Genomic DNA, 18,767 nt, shown 5'->3' with positions numbered 1-18,767 from the left:
CCGGGGCCATGACACCCGTCGTGGCGCAGTCGCAGCAATACCATCGGTCACGGGAAAGGCAGAGGTAGCCGACTGAACGGATCGGTTCGGTAGGGTGGCCGCGTGAATTTGCGCATCGACCTTTTCGGCGGTTTCCGGGTGTACGTGGAAGGTCGGGCCGTCGATCCGGGGATGTGGACCCAGCGGAAGCCCGCGGCCCTGGTCAAGATGCTTGCGCTGGCGCCGGGGCAGCGGTTGCGGCGGGAGCAGGTGACGGCGGCGCTGTGGCCGGAGTTCGAGCCGTCGGCGGCGGCCGCGAATTTGCGGAAGGTGTTGCATTCCGCCCGGCGGATTCTGCATTCCGTGGATGGCGCGGAATACATCGTTTCGGCGGGGGATCTGCTCTTTTTGCCGCCCGGTCGGCTTTCGGTCGACGTCGGCGACTACTGGTCGCTGGTGGCCGAGGCCCGGGCGAGCAGGAAGGCCGATGCGTACGCCGCCGCGATCGCCGTGTACCGGCAGGGGCTGCTGCCCGAGGATCTGTACGAGGAGTGGGCGGCGGCGCCGCGTGAGGAGCTGCACGCCGACTTCCTCGCCCTGGTCGGGGAGTACGCCGGGCTGCTGGAGGCCGGCGGTGACCTGGTCGAGGCGGCCCGCGCCGTGCAGCGGCTGGTGGCCGCCGACCAGCTCGGCGAGGCGAACCACGCGTGGCTGATGCGGCTGTACGCGTTGGCCGGGCGACGCGACGAGGCGCAGCGGCAGTACGCGCGGCTGTGCGAGGTGCTTCAGGAGGAGCTGGGGGTGGGACCGGCCGCGGAGACCCAGCGCCTCTACGAGGAGATCCGCGCCGAGCAGGTGAGCGAGCCGGCGCTGACCACCGACCTGTGGGAGCGCGTCGGCGACCTGCGGGTGCAGTCGGGGAACCCGTCCGCGGCGGTGCAGGCCTACGCGCAGGCGCTGGCCGCGGCGCCGTCGGGTCGGGTGCACCGCAAGGCCGCGGGCGCGTGGCTGATGCAGCACCGGCCCGACGAGGCGGAGCCGCACCTGGCGGCCGCGGACGGGTTCGGTCCCGGCCCGGCCGAGCGGGGCCGCCTGAGCTGTCTGCGCGCCCAGCTGGCGTGGGAACGCGGCGACCTCGCGGTCGCCGGCCGGCACGCGGAGGAGGCGCACACGGCGGCGCTGGCGCACGGCGACGAGGACGACGTGGCCGCGGCGTTGGAGGCGCTGGCGTTCGTCTCGCACCTGCGTGGCGACTGGCGTCCCGGCCTGCAGCATCAGATCGAGCGGCTGACCGGTTCGGCGCTCGGCCAGCGGGTGGCCCGGTTCTGCGACTTCAACCACTGCCTCAGCCAGTACCAGCTGTACGGTGACGACTCGACCCGCGACGTGGACGAGTACGCCCGGGAGACGCTGGCGCTCGCCGAACGCCTGGACGCCGTGCCCGCCCAGGCGTTCGCCTGGTGCCTGCTCGGCGAGTCGCTGCTGCTGCGGGCGCGGTGGGACGAGGCCGCCGCCTGTCTGGAGCGCAGCTGCGACCTGTACGAGCCGCTCGGCAGCCGCACGGTCGCGCTGCCCTGGCTGCGCCGAGCCGAGCTGGCGGCGTGCGTCGGGGAGCACGCCGAGGCGACCGTGTTCCTCAAGCGGGCGACGACGATCGCGACCGTGACCCCGATGGCCCGGCACGCGTGGGCGCGGCTGCACGCCACGGCCGCGTTCGCGGCGGTGGAGCGCGGCGAGCCCGAGGCGGCGGTCCGCTCGGTGCGTTCGGCGCGGTCCGCGGCGGCCAGGTACGGCGAGTGCCCGACCTGCAGCGCGCTGCTGAACCCGGTCGGCGCGCAGGCCCACGTCCAGTCGGGCGCGCCGGAGGGAGCGGCGGAGCTGGCCGCGACGGCCGCCCGGTTCGCGGGTGCGTTCGCCAGTTCCGGCTGGGCCGCGATGGCCGACCTGGCGGCGTCCTACGCGGCGGTCGCGGCCGGCGACCCGGCCCTGGCCCGGGACCGGCGGCAGGCCGCGGTGGCCGGCTTCACCCGGGCCGATCACCCGTTCTGGGTCGATCGCACCCGCGCTGAGCAGGCCTTCCAATAAGGTAACGCCCAGGGAACGCCGCCTTCCTACTGTTCTCCTCAACGCCCGGCCACGCCGGCCGGGCGAGGATGAAGGAGCACGAGATGAGCTTGACGATCGGTGACATCGCCCCCGACTTCGTGGCGGCGACCACGGACGGCCCGATCAGCTTCCACGAGTGGATCGGCGACTCCTGGGCGGTGCTGTTCTCGCACCCGAAGGACTTCACCCCGATCTGCACGACCGAGCTCGGCTACATGGCGAAGATCAAGCCGGAGTTCGACAAGCGCGGCGTCAAGCTGATGGCGCTGTCGGTGGACCCCGTCGACCGGCACGCCCAGTGGGCCGCCGACATCGAGGAGACGCAGGGCACGGCACCCAACTACCCGATGATCGGGGACGCGGACTTCGTCGTGTCCAAGGCGTACGGGATGCTCGGCGCCGACGTCAGCGGTGACGCGGCCGACCGGACCGCCGCCCAGAACCAGACGGTCCGCGGGGTCTTCGTGATCGGCCCGGACAAGAAGATCAAACTGATCCTGCTGTACCCGATGACCACCGGACGCAACTTCGACGAGATCCTGCGGGTCATCGACTCGCTGCAGCTGACCGCCCGGCACGCGGTCGCCACGCCGGTGAACTGGCGACAGGGCGAGGACGTGGTGATCGCCGGCTCGGTCAGCAACGAGCGGGCCCGCGAGATCTTCGGCGTCTGGAAAGAGCCGAAGCCGTACATCCGCATCGTCGCGCAGCCGGCCTGACGTCGTGCGCGTCCTGGTGCTGGGTGCCGGCTTCGGCGGGCTGGAGCTGACCACCCGGCTGTCCGAGGCGTTGGGCGACGCCGCCGAGATCACCCTGGTCGACAAAGCCGACGGGTTCGTCTTCGGGTTCTCCAAGCTCGACGTCATGTTCGGCCGCACCACCGCGGCGGCGGTGCGGCACCCGTACGCGGACCTGGTCAAGCCGGGTGTCCGCGTCGTACGGGCCGAGATCCGGTCCATCGACCCGGCGGGGCGGCGGGTCGAGACCGACGAGGGCACGTACGAGGCGGACGTCCTGGTGGTCGCGCTCGGCGCCGACCTGGACCCGGGCGCGACCCCGGGCCTGGTCGAGGCCGGGCACGAGTTCTACACGGTCGACGGCGCGTTCGCGCTGCGCGAGGTCCTCGAACGGTTCGACGGCGGCCGGGTGCTCGTGGGAGTCACGTCGACCCCGTTCAAGTGTCCGCCGGCGCCGAGCGAGACCGCGCTCATGCTGCACGACCTGCTGTCTGCTCGCGGCATCCGGGACCGCTCGCGGGTCGACCTCGTGATGCCGCTGGGCGCGCCGATCCCGCCGTCGCCGGCCGCGTCAGCGGCGCTGCTGACGGCGTTCGCCGAGCGGGGCATCGGCTGGCACCCGAACCGGCTGGTGCGCGGGCTCGACCCGCGGCGCAAGGTGGCGCTGCTCGCCGACGGCGACGAGCTGCCGTTCGACCTGTTCCTCGGGGTGCCCGCGCACCGGGCGCCGCAGGTGGTGCTGGACTCCGGGATGTGCGTCGACGGCTGGATCCCGGTCGACTCGCTGACCCTGCGCACGCAGTATGAGGGTGTCTACGCGGTCGGCGACGTGACCAGCGTCGGCACGCCCAAGGCCGGGGTGTTCGCCGAGGGACAGGCGGCGGTCGTCGCCGAGCAGATCATCGCGGCGCACCGCGGCGACGGTGCCGCGGCGACCTACGACGGCACCGGCATCTGCTTCGTCGAGTTCGGCGAGGAGCGCATCGGCCGCGTCCAGGTGACGTTCCGCCGGGGCGAGACGCCGTTCGGCACCTTCGACGACGCCTCCGACGTCTACCGGGCGGACAAGACCGAGTTCGGGTCGAGCCGTGTCCGGCGGTGGTTCGGCCGCGCCTGGAGCTGAACCGCGCCGGCCGGTCCCACGCACCGGCGACCGGCAGGCCGATGCGCACGACGAAACCGGAGTCGACGGGTTCGGCCCGGATGTCGCCGCCGTGCGTGGTGATGACGGCGGCGATGGACAGGCCGGGACCGGCACCGCTGCCGACGCAGCTTCGGTCTTGGTGGCCGGTGGAGGAGGGCGGCGAGGAACGCCCGGTTGGGCGGGGTGAGGCGGGGCTTGTCGATCTGGCGCTGCAGGATGGCGAGCTGGTGGCGCAGCGTCAGGATCTCGACGTTCCTGTCCGAATCGGTCATTGGTACGAGCCGTATGGATGGGGTCTATCGGCACCCACGCCGGCGCTTGGCCGCTTCGAATCTGCTGGACCCCGGCCGGGTACGGGATTGCGGAGGTGGCTGAGCGTCTCGGCCACGATCCGACGACGTTGATGCGCTACTACGCTCGGGTCAACGCCGACCGCCACCAGAGCGCCGACGACCTCGCGGGACTCATCGCGCCGGACTTCACTCCGATCGCCGAGGTGCTGAGCGCGGCATGAACGACAACGCCAGTTCCGGGCAATGGCCGGGCTCCGGCGGCGAGGTGATTCGTGGACCCTTTACTCGGCCAGCGAAGCCTTCGGCGGGCTGATCCGCCGCAGGTATGCGTCGACACTCTCGCCCGGCAGCAGCGAGTCCTACTCCCACTCCACCCCACCGTCGACCATCTGGTAGCTGTTGTCCAGCCACGGTGCTCCACCCAGCAGCGCGGACCGGAGCTCGCTGCAGAGCTCCTCAAGACCTGTCCATGACCCCATCGCATCCGCACCGTTCTCGGGCTCCCAGAGAAAGGTTCGACCGGTGTCCACGTCTGGGGTGTGGTCGACGACCAGGTAGCCGCCGCACCGGCCGGCAGCGAGCGGCACCCAGTGCACGTCCCATGCCTCCGGGTTGGATCCGCGAGCGGTTGCCGTCAGGCGACTGGCGTCACCCGCGACACGGGCCGCGTCGGTGAGCCAGTAGGCCGGCGCCAGCTGGAAGCCGCCCATCTGGCCGACGCACTGCTCGCCGCTTCGGCCAGGTGGGGGCGCATCTCCGGGATGCGGCAACCGGTGGCGTACGTGCGGCGCATCGTCCTCAGCACGTTCTTGTCGGACGCCCGCAAACGGCAACGGCGGCGCACCGAGGTGACTGCCGACCCGGCTGTGCTGGACCGGACCGACACGGACACATACCGCGCCGTCGAGGACCGCGAGGAGGTCCAGCGGCTCCTCGCCGGGCTGACGGCCCGGCAACGGGCCGCAGTCGTGCTGCGCTACCTGTACGACCAGACGGACGACGAGATCGCCGCAGTGCTCGGCTGTTCCACCGCCACCGTCCGCTCGCACCTGTCGCACGCACGGTCGGCGCTGCGGCTGACGGCAACTTAGGAGAAGAAGGCCTGACATGGAAGAATCTCAGCTGCGGGAGGCACTCGCGCAGCATGACCCCGACCCGGACACGGTTCTCGGGCTACTGGGCGCGCGGCGCCGGACCCGCAGCCGGCGGCGCATCACCGTCGCGGCAGCCGTGATCGTGGGCGTTCTGCTGGTGCCGATCGGCTGGTTCGCCTTGCGCGAGCAACCCCGTTCGCCGGACGACACCGCGCCGATGGCCGCCGCGGAGGCGTGCGTCCCCATGTCGCTGGGCGAGCGGATGCGGCAGGTGCTCGAGCTCGGGGCGTCGATCGTCGTGGCCAGCGGTAGGTTGACGGGGCGGATCGGTCCCGACGGTCCGTTCAACAGCGAGATGACGCTGACCGCTGTGCGTACCCTCGCCGGACCGGACCTCCCGGACGGCACCATGGTGTGGATCGAAACACCGCAGCTGCCGCCGCTGAAGGGCGACGCCATCGCGCGGGGCAACCCGGGGCCGCTCTGGGGGCCGGACGGCGCCCTGTTCGGGTTCGTGTTTCCGCAGGCGGCGCGGAACTCACCCCTCGGCGTGACGGTTATCCAGTCGCCTGTCGTGGACCACCAGGTGATCTTCGGCATCTCCGGCGGTTGCTGGGACGTCCGGCCGGCCGGCGGCACACCATTCCACGGCCCGTTGACGGAGATCCCCGGTAGCGGCACTTACGAACGCGCCGCTGAGGCCGGCTTCACCGCCCTACCCCTGACCGCCGTGGAGCAGCTCCTACCCCGGTGATACACGACGTATTGAGGGTCGTTGCGGGAGGCAGAGGTGACGGCAGCAGCTGCGGCCCGCCGTGGCGGCGCTGCAGGGCGCTGCTGCCTGTTCCCGGCGCGCATTCGCGGTCCTGGCGGGCGCCAGTAGGGCTCCGCGGTCCCGGCGTGACGCCGCGCCTGACGGAGGCAGCGTGTCACTGGACGTTCGGCATGGAAGGCAACGCGTGCTGTTCTGGCGGTGTGTGGACGGGACCACGCGTGCTGTCGCCGGTCGCCGCTGCGGCCAGCACCGCGAGGATCGTGCCGCCGGCCAGCACCGCCAGCAGCGGCGGCAGTGCGCCGACCGGTGGCTGCCAGGCGCCCGTGAACGGGTCGAGGCGCGCGCCCGGGCCGGACCGGAAAACGCGTCATCACGAACGCCAGCAGGTACGCGTGCGGTTCAACAAGGTCATCGAGGGCGCAGGCAAGGCGATCACCATCGACAGCGGTGGCATCGACCTGGCCGACTGGGCGTACGCCATGCGCGGCGTGAGCGGCGACGACGTGGTCACCATCAAGTCGAACGAGGGCACGTTCAACCAGTCGCCCGGCAACGGCACCGCCGAAGAGCTCGACCAGACCACCATCAACCTGCTCACCGCCGTCCGCACCGACCGGGTCAAGGCTTCCTCGCCGCCCACCCCAAACTGGTCGCCGTCGGCTGACCGGCCGGGCGAGAACGACGCGGCGCCCCGCCTGGCGATGGGCGTCGATGAATGGCCAGGCCTTACGCAACACGGAGTTCGCCGGCGATGTCGACCGTGGTTGCCGGCTCCAGCACGCGGTCGAGGCGGATCGGGAGGATCCGCTGGCGGGTGCCTGTGGCATGCCACACGGCGTTGGCGATCGCCGCCGCGGTGCCGGCCGTGCCGATCTCGCCGAGACCGTTGAACCCCGACGGGTCCTGGGGCTCGTAGTCCGGGACGAAGTCGGCCTCGATGTCGGGTACGTCGGCGTGCGCGGCGATGTGGTAGCCGGCGAAGTCGCCGTTGGTCTGTCTGCCGGTCCGTGGGTCCCGCAGGCTCTCCTCGTGCAGGGCCATGGACAGCCCCATGATCATCCCGCCGATCACCTGGCTCCGGGCCAGCAGGGGGTTGATCACCCGGCCCACGGCGAACATGCCGAGCAGTCGGCGTACCCGCACCTCGCCGGTCGCTGTGTCGACGGCGACCTCCGTGAAGACGGCGCTGTAGGTCTGCCGCTCGCGGTCCGGCTGGAAATTGATCATCGCAGTGGTGTCCGCCGTCGCGGTCACCGGCCGTGCCGGGTCGCCCAGGTTGTCCCGGAGTTTCTTGGCGGCTTCGAGGATGGCGAAGGACCAGGACGTCGTTCCGCGGGAGCCGCCCGCGCCCCAAGCCATGCCGAGGTCGCTGTCGCCGATCCGGATCCGGATCTTGTCCGTGCCGACCCCGAGCGCGTCGGCGGCGACCGCGGTCAGCGCGGTACGGGCACCCGTACCGATGTCGCTCGCGCCGATCGACACCGTGAACGTCTCGTCCTTCTCCGCGGTGATCGACGCCGACGACGGGAACACCCCGGCGCCGAACGAGGTCGTGGCCATGCCGCTGCCGATCAGCCACGGGCCCTCGCGCCGCGAGCGGGGACGCCGGTCGCGGGCCGTCCAGCCGAATCGGCGTGCACCCTCCCGCAGGCAGGAAACCAGGCGCCGGCTGCTGAACGGCAGGCCCGACACGGGCGCGACCATGGGCTGGTTGCGCAGGCGCAGGTCCAGCGGGTCCATCTCCAGCCGCTCCGCCACCTCGTCGATCGCCGACTCCAGGGCGAACGAGCCGGGCGTCGCGCCGGGTCCGCGCATCGAGGCCGGTGGCAGGATGTCGAGGGGTACGGCGGTGAGCTGGGTGCGGATCGCCGGTGCCGCGTACAGGATTTTGGCCTGCTCGGTGCACCACTCGATGTACTCGGCGAGCGGGGAGAGGGCGTACGCCGCCCGGTGGTGGATGACGAGAAGGCGGCCGTCGGCGTCGGCACCGACGCGGATCGACTGCTCCGTCGGGGGGCGGGACGCGGTCGCCTCGAAGACCTGTTCCCGGGTCATGGCGATCCGCACCGGACGTCCGAACCGTTCGGCGGCCATCGATGCGAGGATCACCGGCGGGCCGCAGGCGACCTTGCCGCCGAAACCGCCGCCGACATGCTCGGCGCGAATGTGGACCCGCTCACGGTCGATGGACCACAACGCGGCCAGGACCTCGGACACGCTGAACGCTCCCTGGTTGGAGTCCACGGCGTACACGTGCCCGTCCTCCCACCACACGGTTGCGGCATGGGGTTCCAGGGCGCTGTGGCTCTCCTCGGGGGTGCGGTACCGCTCGTCGACCACGACCGCGGCCGCCGCCAGTTCCGCGTCCATGTCGCCGGTGTCCGCCTCCGGGCCGAAGGCGGTCGACGCCGGACGGGCGGCAGGATGCTCCAGGTGGAAGTCCAAGTCGTGCGGCTCGACGTCGCAGGTCACCCGCAGCGCTGCCGCCGCCGCCCGTGCCTGCTCCGGTGTTTCCGCCACCACCAGCGCGATCGGCCGGCCCGCGTACGGGATCACGTCGTCCTGCAGCAGCTGCAGGCTCCCATCCGGGCCGAAGTAGTTGCCGGCCCGGGGATTGAGGCGGGGCGCGTTGCGGTGGTCGAGCACCCCCAGCACGCCCGGCATGGCCAGGGTGCCGGCGGCGTCGATGTCGCGGATGCGGCCCCGGGAGATGGTGGCGGTCACCATCCAGCCGTGGGCGAGGTCCGGCATCGGTACGTCCGAGGCGTACCGGGCCGCGCCGGTGACCTTGAGCCGGCCCTCGATCCGCGAGCGGGGGGCACCGACAGCGCCGGGAGTGGGGTCTGTGTTCATCGGTCGTTCTCCGTTCCAGCGAGTTCACCGAGCACGGCCCCGATGAGGTTCCGCGCCAACGTCACCTTGTATCCGTTGCCGGGCAACGGCTCCGCGGCGTCCAGCTCCGCCTCGGCGGCGATCCGGAACCGGTCGGTGGTGGGCCGGGTGTGGCGGAGGACGGCCTCCGCGGAGTGGGCGCGCCAGGGCCGTGACGCCACGCCGCCGAGAGCGATGCGGACGTCGCGCACCACGCCGTCACGGATGTCCAGCGCGGCGGCGACGGAGACCGTCGCGAAGGCGTACGACGCGCGCTCGCGGACCTTGCGGTACCGCGACCGAGGGTTCACCGCGGACCCCGGCAGGGCGACTGCGGTGATCAGCGCGCCGGGTGGCAACGCCGTCTCCAGGTCCGGACGCTCACCGACCGGCAGGTAGAACCGTGACAGGGGGATCTCGCCGGCGCCGTCGAGCGTCTCGTAGTGCACGACCGCGTCGAACGCGGCCAGCGCCACCGCCATGTCCGAGGGGTGGGTGGCCACACAATGCTCGGAGCGGCCGAGGACGGCGTGGTTGTGGTGGACCCCGGCGAGCGCGGAGCATCCGCTGCCCGGAACCCGTTTGTTGCACGGCTGAGAGAGGTCTGCGAAGTAGCCGCACCGTGTGCGTTGCAACAGGTTCCCGCCCACCGTGGCCATGTTCCGCAACTGGCCGGACGCGCCCGCCAGGATGGCCTGGGTCAGCGCCGGGAACCGGCGTCGCACCTCGGGATGCGCGGCAGCGTCGCTGTTCGTCGTGGTCGCACCGATCACCAGCCCCCCGTCCGGTGCGTCGCGGACACCGTCCAGCTGAAGCTGCCGAATATCCACCAGCCGGGTCGGCGCCTCGACGCCGCCCTTCATCAGATCGACGAGATTCGTGCCCCCGGCCAGATACCGGGCGCCGGCAGTCTCCGCCACCGCTGTCAGCGCATCGCGGACCTGAGTCGCGCGCCGGTAAGCGAACTCCTTCACCCTGTCACCCCTTCACGAACGGCCGTCTCGAGCACCGCGCGGACGATCGACGGGTGCGCCCCGCAACGGCACAGGTTGCCGCTCATCCGCTCGCGTACCTCGGCCTCATCCAGGTCCGGCGCCCGGTCCGGAGAGTCGCCGGCAGTGACGGCGCTAGGCCAGCCGGCCGCGTACTCGGCGAGCATCCCGACCGCCGAGCAGATCTGCCCGGGTGTGCAGAAGCCGCATTGAAAACCGTCCAAACGCAGGAACGCCTCCTGGATCGGCCGCAGTTCGCCCTCGCCGGCCAGCCCTTCGACGGTCGTGATCGCGGCACCGTCGGCGGCGACCGCGAGGGTCAAACAGGAGACCACCCGCCGGCCGTCGCGCAGCACCGTGCAGGCGCCGCACTGCCCGTGGTCGCAGCCCTTCTTCGGACCGGTGACGCCCAGGTCTTCCCGTAACGCATCGAGCAGCGTCCGGCGGTTGTCCACCGACAGCCGGTGCATCACATCGTTGACCCGCAGCGATATGTCGCTGCTCGTGTGATCGGTCATCGTCGTCCTCTCACCAGTCTGAATCGGAAGCAGGAATGACATTCGGAAAAGCCGGACAATGCACTGATGTAATCAGCTGTGCAGGTGAAACGGCTATTTCAATGCTCGCAAATGCTTGCTCGATCCTCTTCGATTTCGGTCGTTCCCGCCGGCGCCTCGATCGGCTGCGCGACGGCCCGCGGACTCCGTTCGTGCCGGACGGTCTCGACGATGATCAGAACGGTCAGGATCGTGACCAGGCCGGCGAGCGCGGCGATCGGCGCGAGGACGGCAGCCGCCGGGCAGGCGGCGACGAGCGCGCCGGCCGTCACCAGGCTGGGCGGGTCCCACGCATGGTGCATGAGGAGCTCGAACAGCAGATGCCCGATGAGGTAGAGCGCCGCACCGCCGAAGAGGGACAGCGCGGAGAAGGCCCCCAACGGCCGGCTCTCACCGGCGTGGGCGACCACACCCTCCACGCCGAGCGCGACGAGCACGATGCCGGCGATCAGGGGGAAGTGACCATAGGTGTACGCATCGACGGCCAGGCTGACCCGCGCCCGGCCGCGCACGTCGCCGAGGCGGCGTTGAGCCGCGGGCGCCACCACGTCGAAGTACAACCACCAGAGGCAGACGGCGGCGCCGACGCCGAGGACGGCGGCAACCACCAGGGGCACACCGATGGGCCGGTCGGCGGCGCCCACACCGATCGCGACGACCGACTCGCCGAGGACCAGGATGATGAACAAGCCATGTCGTTCGGCGAGGTGCACCGGGCTGTGCAGCCGCCAGTTGCCGTGCCTGGCGGTGAGGTAGATGCCGGCCCAGTCCACCAGCAGGGCGACAGCGAACATCAGCACCTGGGCCCGGCCGCCGAGCAGCACCCCGCAGAGCAGCAGGGCCGCACCCGCCAGCAGCGGCAGCCAGGTGACCGCGATCTGGTGCCGCAGACCGGCGTCGCCGGTCGCGGCCACGGCGTACACCGTGAGGTGCACCCATCGGACGATGACGTAGGCGCACACCAGCACCACAGGGCCGTACAGGCCGCCGGGCGTGTCGTGCCAGGCTTCGGGAATGGTCAGGGCGACCACGAACATCGCCGCCATCGCACCGACCATTCCCGCCCGCAGCAGGCCTTTGTCGGCCCGGGAATGGTTGCCCAGCCAGGTGTAGCCGGACCACGTCCCCCACAGCAGGGCGAGGATCAACAATCCCTGCAGGACACCGTACGCGCTGTGCTCGTGCGCCAGAAATCCGGTGATCTGGGTCGTCGCGAAGACGTAGACGAGGTCGAAGAACAGCTCGAACGGCGTCGCGCGATGATCCTGGCCGACCGGGCGTACGGCGGGGAGGGAACGCTGCTTTCCCATGGCCAACTCTCCTTTCCGGTAACGGTTGTCAGGCTGGCACCAGGGCGTGCGACCGCGCCGGTACCCTGGGCCGCCGGCAGAAGTAGACGAATGCCGGCGGCACGTTGGCCCACACCGTGCGGCCGGCCACGACCTCCTCGAACCGGGCGTCCAGCGACCGTCGTAGTCGCCGGGCGGGCGGAGCCCAGCGGGCGAGGGTGTAGGCGAACGTGGCGAACGCGCCGTCCGGGGCGAGGCAGTCGGTGACGGCACCCAGGAGGTCGTCCTGCTGGTCCCCGGCGAACGCCGCCCACGGCAGGCCGCTCACGATCACGTCCGCGTGGTGGTGGCCCCGTTCGGCCAGCACTTCGCGGAGGTCGCGTGCGTCGGCCACAACGACGTCGGTCTGCGGGTACCGGCCGGCCAGGAGGCCCGCGAACCGTTCGTTGACCTCGACCGCGAGGTGGTGCCCGCGGCCGGCGAGCCGGCGCTGGACGGCGGCCGTGAACGCTCCGGTGCCGGGGCCGAGTTCGACGACCAGCGGATTCCCGTTGCGGGGCACGGGCGCGGTGATCAGGTCGGCCAGCGACGCGCCGCTGGGGGCGACCGCGGCGACGGTGAACGGGTCGCGGAGGAACTCTCGCAGGAACGCTGCCCGGTGCTCAGACCTCATCGCCCGGCTCCTTGCCCGGAGACCTGCGGCCGGGCCGACCCGGCGGCCCGGGTCAGGAGACGGGTGAGCCAGTCGCTGCGGGTACGCCGCGCCACGGCCGAGAGCCGCGCGTGCGGGTACAACGCGTCGAACCCGTGGAAGCCGCCGGCCCAGATGTGCAGCTCGGCCTGGCCGCCGGCGGCCCAGATGCGGCTGGCGTAGGCGACGGCCTCGTCGCGGAAGACCTCCGCGGTGCCGGCGTCGATGTAGACGTCCGGCAGGCCGGAGAGGTCACCGGCCGTGGCGGGTGAGACGTACGCGGGCACGGTGTCGCCGGCCGTGTCGCCGAGCACCGACCGCCATCCGAACTCGTTCATCTCCCGCGTCCACACTCCGGGCGCACCGGAGTACTGACGGCTGGACGTGGTGTCGTTGCGGTGGTCGAGCATGGGGCAGATCAGCACCTGGGCGGCGATCGACGGGCCGCCGCGGTCGCGGGCCAGCAGCGCGACCCCCGCGGTGAGGCCACCGCCGGCGCTGGCACCGGCGACCACGATGCGGTCCGGATCGACGCCCAGCTCGTCGGTGTGCTCCGCCACCCACAGCAGGCCGCGGTAGCAGTCCTCGACCAGGCTCGTGCCGGTGGCCTCCGGCGCCAGCCGGTAGTCCACGGAAACGACGACGGCGCCGAACAGGTCGAGCCACTCCAGCGGGATGTCGATCTGGGAGAAGCGATCGCCCATGACCATGCCGCCGCCGTGCATCCAGTAGACGCACGGCGCTGCGGTGGAGCGGTTCGGGCCCGCGGGGCTGAACACCGACAGCGGAATGCGCGTGCCGTCCGGGCCGGCGATGCCGACGTCGCGCCGGTCGATCGTGCGGCCCTCGAGCAGCGGCTCCACCGGCGCCGACGAGAACGGCCGGATCTGGGCGAGGACCTCATGGTTGAGCTCGGGCACGAGCGGCACGTCGGCAAGGAGCGTGCGCAGCTCAGGGTCGAAAGGGGGACTTGCCAGTGTCATGACGGATTCCTTCGCTGTGGGTGGTCGGGAACGGCCGGTTGTCCTTCGGCGGTCTCAGATGGCTTCCTTGCCGCCGATCGGCACTTCGTCGACGTATTCCGGCTCGCCCGCGATCAGCGGCTGGAGCTGCGCCATCAGCGTCCGCGCGGCGTCGGTGGCGAAGAACCCGTGGTGCGCCTCCTCGGTCGTCCAACCTTCGGTGACGTGGACGACGTCGGGGTTGCCGGCCGAGCGGCCGATCAGGAAGACGACGCAGTCCTCGTTCGCCAGCGACGGCGACGTGAGCAGGAAGCCGACCAGCTCGTCGCCCTTTCCGGGCTGGGCGGTCATGGTGGCGTGGAAGCCGTAGCTGATGGTCATCGGCCAATCTCCTCGTTCGGTGCCGCCGTGATCCGGCGGCGATCGACGTGATGTGTACGAGCTCCACTGTCGATGCGACCCGATCGGGCTTCATCAGTCATCCGACTTCGAGGATCCGGCCCGCCGGCGGCGGATGACCTAACCGGTCATGTCGGAACGGCCGGCGCGCGGGGCGGGTGTGACCGATCACAGCGACCCGGTTCTGGGCCGGTGGTGCCGCCCAGCGGCGGTACTCCGGCCGTCGGTTAGGTCGTTTGACGGATGCATGTGGTGCGGGCCGCGTTCCACCATCGATGACGTGACGCCATCAGGACGGGAAGAACCCGCATCGCCGCCCGCCGTGCTGCGTACGCGCGAGGTCCGCGACCGTGCCCTGTTCGACCTGGACGACGGGCCCGTCACGCCGTCGAACCGCGTCGATCTGGTGGCGACCACGCGTCTGCTCAACGTGCTGCTGGCCAGTTTGGTCGTGTCGTCGTTGCAGTACGAGCAGCACGCGATCGTCGTCCGCGCGCCGTCGGGCCGGCCGCTCGCGGAGTTCCTGTTCGCCTGCGCCGACGCGGACCGCGGTGGCGCACGGCTGCTCGCGGCGCGGATCCGGCAGCTCGGGTTCGCCGGCGAGTACGACCCGCAGCACCTGAGCGCCCGGTCCCGGGTCGCCTTCCGGACGTTCGGCGACGGCGACCTCGCCGGCATCGTGACGCAGAACCTCGTCGGGGTGCGGATTCTCGTTCAGACGTTGCAGGAGGCGGTGCGCTGGATCGGCAACGACGATCCCACCAGCAGGCGGCTGCTGGAGCGGCTGCTCGAGGAGAAGGAGACGCAGGCCGACGAGCTCAGCGCGCAGTCTTCTCAGCAGCAGGCGGCGACATCGCGTCCCGGAGTCCGGCCCGGGACGTGACGCCCAGCTTGGGGAAGATCCGGTACAGGTGAGCGCCGACTGTCCGGTGCGACAGATACAGGCGCTCGGCGATCTGCTTGTTCGTCATGCCGCTCGCCGCCAGCTGCGCGATCTGCAGTTCCTGCGCCGTCAACGCGCTCAGACCGCCCCGCTGCTGCGGGGCCGGCCGGTGCCCGGACGCGCGCAGCTCCCCGTCGACCCTGGCGAGCCACGGTTCGGCCGCCATGGCGGCGAATCCGTCGCGCGCGGCGAGAAGGTGCCGGCGGGCCTGCGCTGATGACCGGCTCCGACGGAGTTTCTCGCCCAGGACCAACTGCGCCCGGGACCCGTCGAAGAGCCACCGTTTCGCCGCGGCACCGGCCAGCACCGCTTCCAGACGGGTCGCCGGTTCATCGCCGTCGAGGACAAGAGCCTCGGCGCCGGCCTGGAGCAGGGCCATGCGCGGCGACAGCGCCGCCACGTTCGCGGTGCGCATCGCCTCGACGTGGGCCCTGGCCTCGACCGTACGCCCGGTGCGTACGGCCGCCTCGACCAGGTCGAACATGACCCACGTGCAGTGCGGCACATGAGAGGCGAGGACACCGGGCGGGCTCATGGCGGCGGCGTGCCCGAACGCGGCGTCGTAGTCACCCTGCCCCAGGGCGGCGAGCGCCCGCGGATGATGGGCGAACAGTGCGGCGGCCGCCACGCCACGGGGCAGCGCCCAGTGGGTGATCTCGTCGGCAAGCGCGTACGCCTCCTCGAGACGCCCCCGGCCGGCGGCGAGGATCGCCCGGTTGTACCGGAAATACCATGCGAAGAACGGAAAGCCGCTCGTGTCGCAGATCCGCTGCCCCTCGGCCGCGAGTTCCTCAGCCTCGTCCCACCGTCCGACCAGATAGTCGTCGAGGCACAGGTGCATCAGGGCCCCGAGGTGCCGGCGGGGTGCTCCGCCCTCCCGACCCTGCTGGACCAGGCGCCAGGACGACTCCCGGCAGTCGCCGAGGCGATCGAGATAGACCGAGGCCGTGCCGATCCGCATGATGCGGGTGGGGTCCGCATCGTCGGTCAGCGTCTGCAGGATCGCGTCGACCCTCGGCAGCGCAGCCGTCCCGGTGCGTACCGGATCGGCGAAACTCTCGCTCGCCAGCGCGAGTACGTCCGGCGGCTGGGGCTGGAGCCTTCGCAAGACGGAGAAGAACGGTTTCCAGTAGTCCGGCGTGCTCCCGTACCAGCACAACAGCAGCAGCGTGTGCATGGACTCGATGAGGGCGGGATCGTCGGCGCGGTAGCCGTGGTCGCCGGTCTCGATGGCGCCGGCCAGCAGCCGGTGCGCGGTATTCACGTCGCCATCCGTGTTGATCATGAGGAAGACGGCCGCGTTGGCCGCGTGCAGCGAGCCGGCGGAGTCCGGCGAAGCCCGGCGTGCATCGGTCAGCAGGATCTTGGCATCGTCGATGGCGCCGCTGGCCTCCGCGCCGATGTACGCCGCCTCCGCGAGCCGCCGTCCCCGGCCGGCGCTGGTGCTGCTCAGTTCAGCGGCGCGAACCAGGGCCGCGATCGCGGCGAGCGCATCCCCGCGGAGCATCACGCGATGCGCCGCGTCGTCGAGGAGTTCCGCCACCGCCTCGTCCAAGCCGGTGGCGGCCGCCGCCAGGTGCCATGCGCGGCGTTCCCGGTCTTCGACGAGGGCGCCTGCGAGGGCGATGTGCGCGCTGCGGCGTTCCTCATGAGTGGACATCGCCACGATCGCCGACCGGATCAGCGGATGCCGGAACGCCATCCGGGCGGTGGCGTCGTCCACGCGCACGAGATGCGCGCGCTCCGCGGGGGCCAGGTCGGCCAGGCTGGACCGGTCGGACAGGGCCGCGCGGAGCACCCGGACGTCGCCGGCGCCCTCGAAGGCAGCGAGCAGCAGTACCTGTCGGGTCGCTTCGGGCAGTCCGGCGAGGCGTGCCGCGAAGACCGCCTGTAGCCGGTCGCTGAGAGGGACCACCTCGGGTTGCGTCCCGGCGCGTTGAACGGAACCCAGCAGCGTGGACGGCAGCTCCAGCAACGCGAGGGGATTGCCCTGTGCGAGGTCGAGCAGGCGGCGCCGTACCGTCGCCGGCATCTGCGGGTGATGGGCGTCGACCAGCCGCCCGGCCGCCTCGTTGCCGAGCGGCTCGACGACCTGCTCCGACAGCCCGCGCAGGTCGAGGAAGCTCACCGTTTCCGTTCTGGCCGAGACCAGCAGCCCGGCCCGGCGGCCCGCCAGCCGCCGGGCGATGAATCCGAGGACGACCGCGGTCGCGCGATCGATCCAGTGCACGTCGTCGACCACCAGGACGACCGGCACGTCGGCCGCGACCTCCGCGACAAGCAGCAGCGCGGCGTTGCAGACCAGAAGGACGTCCGGAAGCGCGCCGGCGCCGAAGCCGAGCGCCACTGACAGCGCCTCGCGCGGACCGGACGGGAGACGGTCCAGGTCGGCGTGCACGGGCAGGAACAACTGGTTGAGACAGGAGTAGCTGACGTCGGCTTCGAACTCCGACCCGGACGCCCGCAGCACCCGCATCCCGGCGGAGATGGCGAGTTCCTCCGCGGCAGTCATGAGAGAAGACTTGCCGACACCCGGTTCGCCGCAGATCAGCCGGACGTCACCGCCACGTCGTACACCGTCGAGGAAGTCGGAGATCTGTGCCAGCTCAGCGTGACGCCCGAACAGCTCGATACCGGCCTCCCCGCACCTACACACCCGTTGTCTGCTTGTCGGCCATCAGCCGACCTCGTACCGACTACAGGACAACCAAGGGGTCTCTGTTCGGGCAGGCTACATCGGAAACCATCGCAGAAGCGGCCGGCCGGGCAGGCGGGCAGAATCAAGCAAGAGAAGGCGAGTTCTGATCAACCGCTGCTGGGGTTCGCCGGTGCGTTGGTTCGAGCATGAGGGTTGAGGCGGGCGGCGTCCCGGCGCGGCGGACCACCGAAGAGCCGGCGGTACTCGCGGCTGAACTGTGCCGGGCTCTCGTAGCCGACGCGGCGGCTGATCCCGGCGATGTCCCCGGGGTTCGCGGCGAGCAGCAGCCTGGCGCGTTGCAGTCGGATCTGTTTCTGGTACTGGATGGGGCTCATCGAGGTGACGGCCTGGAAGTTGCGGTGGAACGCGGAGACGCTCATGCCTGCCTGCTGTGCCACCTCCTCGACCCGGAAGCTTTGCGCGTAGTTGTCGCGGATCCACTGCACAGCGCGCGCGATGTGACTGAGGCTGCTGTCGGGCAGGCCGAACTGGCGCAGCATGCTGCTCTGTTCACCGGTGAGCAGCCGCCAGATGATCTCCTGCTTGATCAGGGGTGCGATCATGGGGATGTCCCGGGGCTGGTCGAGCAGGCGCACAAGACGGACGACGGCGTCGATCAACTCGGCGGGGGCGGTGCTGACGGCCAGGCCGGGCGGTGTGCCGGGAGAGGCGTCCGGCAGTCCCGCCGGGTCAGCCCGCAGGAGCACCTCGGCGACGACGGCCGGTCGCAGGGTCAGGCCGAAGCCGAGCGCGGGTTCCTCCGGACTGGCCCGAGCGAAGTACGCGGTCACGGGCAGGTCGACCGAGGCGATGACGTACTGCCCAGCGTGATATTCGTACAGCCGGTCGTTCAGCGCGAAGCGTTTGGTGCCCTGGGCGACGAGAGCCAGCACCTTGCCGTAGGTGGTCGGCGTCGGCGGGTTGGGCCGGTCTGCCCGGAAGATACGGACGTCATCGATGGGCGAGCTCAGATCGCGCCGAGCGTGACGGGCGAGCAAGTGGCGCAACTCGTCGAGCGGCATGGTCATCATTGAAGCATCGCTCAGGGCCGGAGCCCACCGCCCGCGACTCTGCGGCGCACGGCGGGATCGGTGGTGGATCGTCCATGGAAGCCGGAAGCGCCGGGAGCACACCGTTCCGTGCAGGGTGTCGCGGGGGGGGGGGGGCGCGGCCCCCCCCCCCCCCCCCCCCGCGGGGGGGGGGGCGGGGGGGGCGCCCCCCACAAACAAAGTAGGAA

17 protein-coding genes are annotated in these 18,767 nt (G+C 71.3%); 6 read left to right on the top strand and 11 right to left on the bottom strand.

What is annotated here, in order from left to right; all coding sequences use genetic code 11:
• The first annotated feature begins 102 nt into the window (after nucleotides 1–102).
• The 3 genes from ABZ321_RS52390 (at nucleotide 103) to ABZ321_RS52380 (ending at nucleotide 3,945) form a co-directional block, all read left to right on the top strand.
• Nucleotides 103–2,064: a BTAD domain-containing putative transcriptional regulator gene (locus ABZ321_RS52390; protein WP_354903906.1), complete on the top strand. Its 1,962-nt coding sequence runs from the start codon at nucleotides 103–105 to the stop codon at nucleotides 2,062–2,064.
• Nucleotides 2,065–2,147: 83 nt separating this feature from the next.
• Nucleotides 2,148–2,804: a peroxiredoxin gene (locus ABZ321_RS52385; RefSeq protein WP_354903905.1), complete on the top strand. Its 657-nt coding sequence runs from the start codon at nucleotides 2,148–2,150 to the stop codon at nucleotides 2,802–2,804.
• A gap of 4 nt (nucleotides 2,805–2,808) precedes the next feature.
• Nucleotides 2,809–3,945, top strand: coding sequence for an FAD/NAD(P)-binding oxidoreductase (locus ABZ321_RS52380; protein ID WP_354903904.1), 1,137 nt, complete (start codon nucleotides 2,809–2,811; stop codon nucleotides 3,943–3,945).
• Nucleotides 3,946–4,618: 673 nt separating this feature from the next.
• Here the strand turns inward: ABZ321_RS52380 and ABZ321_RS52375 are convergent.
• On the bottom strand, nucleotides 4,619–4,969 hold the full coding sequence (locus ABZ321_RS52375) for a hypothetical protein (protein ID WP_354903948.1): 351 nt from the start codon (nucleotides 4,967–4,969) through the stop codon (nucleotides 4,619–4,621).
• Here ABZ321_RS52375 and ABZ321_RS52370 point away from each other — a divergent pair.
• Nucleotides 4,850–5,350: a sigma-70 family RNA polymerase sigma factor gene (locus ABZ321_RS52370; RefSeq protein ID WP_344508860.1), complete on the top strand. Its 501-nt coding sequence runs from the start codon at nucleotides 4,850–4,852 to the stop codon at nucleotides 5,348–5,350. The genes ABZ321_RS52375 and ABZ321_RS52370 overlap by 120 nt on opposite strands.
• A gap of 16 nt (nucleotides 5,351–5,366) precedes the next feature.
• A complete protein-coding gene (locus ABZ321_RS52365) occupies nucleotides 5,367–6,107 on the top strand; it encodes a hypothetical protein (RefSeq protein ID WP_354903903.1) in 741 nt (246 codons plus the stop codon).
• A gap of 391 nt (nucleotides 6,108–6,498) precedes the next feature.
• On the opposite strand, the gene ABZ321_RS52360 is transcribed toward ABZ321_RS52365, so the two are convergent.
• The 8 genes from ABZ321_RS52360 to ABZ321_RS52325 all read right to left on the bottom strand — a co-directional run bounded on the left by ABZ321_RS52360 (nucleotide 6,499) and on the right by ABZ321_RS52325 (nucleotide 13,871).
• The gene (locus tag ABZ321_RS52360) at nucleotides 6,499–6,768 is read right to left on the bottom strand and encodes a hypothetical protein (RefSeq protein WP_354903901.1); all 270 of its coding nucleotides are present in this window, start codon (nucleotides 6,766–6,768) and stop codon (nucleotides 6,499–6,501) included.
• A gap of 86 nt (nucleotides 6,769–6,854) precedes the next feature.
• Complete coding sequence (locus ABZ321_RS52355) at nucleotides 6,855–8,981, bottom strand: xanthine dehydrogenase family protein molybdopterin-binding subunit (RefSeq protein ID WP_354903900.1); 2,127 nt, start codon at nucleotides 8,979–8,981, stop codon at nucleotides 6,855–6,857.
• Nucleotides 8,978–9,973, bottom strand: a complete 996-nt coding sequence (locus ABZ321_RS52350; RefSeq protein WP_354903898.1) for a xanthine dehydrogenase family protein subunit M — start codon at nucleotides 9,971–9,973, stop codon at nucleotides 8,978–8,980. Before ABZ321_RS52350 ends, ABZ321_RS52355 begins: the two co-directional genes overlap by 4 nt.
• Complete coding sequence (locus ABZ321_RS52345) at nucleotides 9,970–10,461, bottom strand: 2Fe-2S iron-sulfur cluster-binding protein (RefSeq protein ID WP_344508951.1); 492 nt, start codon at nucleotides 10,459–10,461, stop codon at nucleotides 9,970–9,972. The genes ABZ321_RS52350 and ABZ321_RS52345 overlap by 4 nt, the downstream gene beginning before the upstream one ends.
• Before the next feature lie 146 nt (nucleotides 10,462–10,607).
• A complete protein-coding gene (locus ABZ321_RS52340) occupies nucleotides 10,608–11,858 on the bottom strand; it encodes a low temperature requirement protein A (RefSeq protein ID WP_354903897.1) in 1,251 nt (416 codons plus the stop codon).
• Between the two features lie 28 nt (nucleotides 11,859–11,886).
• The gene (locus tag ABZ321_RS52335) at nucleotides 11,887–12,510 is read right to left on the bottom strand and encodes a methyltransferase domain-containing protein (RefSeq protein ID WP_354903895.1); all 624 of its coding nucleotides are present in this window, start codon (nucleotides 12,508–12,510) and stop codon (nucleotides 11,887–11,889) included.
• Nucleotides 12,507–13,511, bottom strand: a complete 1,005-nt coding sequence (locus ABZ321_RS52330; RefSeq protein ID WP_344508845.1) for an alpha/beta hydrolase — start codon at nucleotides 13,509–13,511, stop codon at nucleotides 12,507–12,509. Before ABZ321_RS52330 ends, ABZ321_RS52335 begins: the two co-directional genes overlap by 4 nt.
• Nucleotides 13,512–13,565: 54 nt before the next feature.
• Nucleotides 13,566–13,871 (bottom strand): antibiotic biosynthesis monooxygenase, encoded by a 306-nt coding sequence (locus tag ABZ321_RS52325; RefSeq protein ID WP_354903893.1) that lies wholly within the window; start codon nucleotides 13,869–13,871, stop codon nucleotides 13,566–13,568.
• A 298-nt stretch (nucleotides 13,872–14,169) separates the two neighbouring features.
• Between ABZ321_RS52325 and ABZ321_RS52320 the strand changes: the two genes are divergently transcribed.
• The gene (locus ABZ321_RS52320; RefSeq protein WP_344508842.1) at nucleotides 14,170–14,772 is read left to right on the top strand and encodes a ferritin-like domain-containing protein; all 603 of its coding nucleotides are present in this window, start codon (nucleotides 14,170–14,172) and stop codon (nucleotides 14,770–14,772) included.
• On the opposite strand, the gene ABZ321_RS52315 is transcribed toward ABZ321_RS52320, so the two are convergent.
• A complete protein-coding gene (locus ABZ321_RS52315) occupies nucleotides 14,708–17,488 on the bottom strand; it encodes an AAA family ATPase (protein WP_354903891.1) in 2,781 nt (926 codons plus the stop codon). The two genes, ABZ321_RS52320 and ABZ321_RS52315, sit on opposite strands and share 65 nt — an antisense overlap.
• Nucleotides 17,489–17,637: 149 nt before the next feature.
• Complete coding sequence (locus ABZ321_RS52310) at nucleotides 17,638–18,552, bottom strand: AraC family transcriptional regulator (RefSeq protein ID WP_354903889.1); 915 nt, start codon at nucleotides 18,550–18,552, stop codon at nucleotides 17,638–17,640.
• Nucleotides 18,553–18,767: the final 215 nt, after the last annotated feature.

It is taken from the genome of Dactylosporangium sp. NPDC006015, from assembly GCF_040614215.1.
GTDB classification, from domain to species: domain Bacteria; phylum Actinomycetota; class Actinomycetes; order Mycobacteriales; family Micromonosporaceae; genus Dactylosporangium; species Dactylosporangium maewongense.
Note: the sequence above shows the minus strand (reverse complement) of the source record. Positions and strands in the feature narration are given on the sequence as shown.